2 protein-coding genes are annotated in these 697 nt (G+C 37.6%); both read left to right on the forward strand.

Going from position 1 to position 697, the window contains the following annotated elements:
• Positions 1 to 125 precede the first annotated feature (125 nt).
• Positions 126 to 272 (forward strand): hypothetical protein, encoded by a 147-nt coding sequence (locus PSI14_RS19980; protein WP_273577727.1) that lies wholly within the window; start codon positions 126 to 128, stop codon positions 270 to 272.
• Between the two features lie 50 nt (positions 273 to 322).
• Entirely contained in the window at positions 323 to 550 is a 228-nt protein-coding gene (locus PSI14_RS19985; protein ID WP_273577728.1) for a hypothetical protein, read from the forward strand.
• Positions 551 to 697 lie beyond the last annotated feature (147 nt).

Raw genomic sequence — 697 nt, forward strand, 5'->3', positions numbered from 1 at the left:
CATGAGAGTTTAATATGAGTAGGAGTAACAAAACACTAGATTCACTGAGTATCTGCGTTTCACCGCTAACAAATCAGGCGTATTTAGGCAGGATAAAACAAACGGAATCTGACGGTGTTGTAGTTATGTCTGATACTCGTAGAAATGTTACTGGTGAGGTATTAAATGCTGCATCAATGATTATCAGCAATAACAATCAGACAAACACGCCAACAATAATTACCGTTGGTAATACTCATTTTCAATTAGAGTTAATTGAGTTAGTTAAATAATAGCCTCGCCAATGCGGGGCTTTTTATTACCTGAATATAGGAAAACGATAATGGCAGAATATACACTAACAATAAAATTAATATCGGTAGGCAGCGACGAAGTAAAATTGAGTACAAAAGGTGATTTACAAGGTTCACCTTCCATATATTTTGCGTTATTTATTAAGTCATTTCAAGAGCAAGTGCAGAATAGCTTACAAGGAAAGGGAGCCATTGCCTCAGAAATAGCCGAATTAAGTCAGCGAATTGCCAATTGCGTTTGTGACGACGATGGATAACAGGAGGAGAATAACAATGACTAAACACATTCACGCTGATTTAATTATGGAGTACGCGAAATTAGCGCAGGAGACGGATAGACCGTGGGAACGGTTTCAGTATTGGGATAATTATCTAAAAATATGGTTGCCAGTTGATGAGCCTCT

The sequence above is a fragment of the Xenorhabdus anantnagensis genome (assembly GCF_028598555.1).
Lineage (GTDB): Bacteria > Pseudomonadota > Gammaproteobacteria > Enterobacterales > Enterobacteriaceae > Xenorhabdus > Xenorhabdus anantnagensis.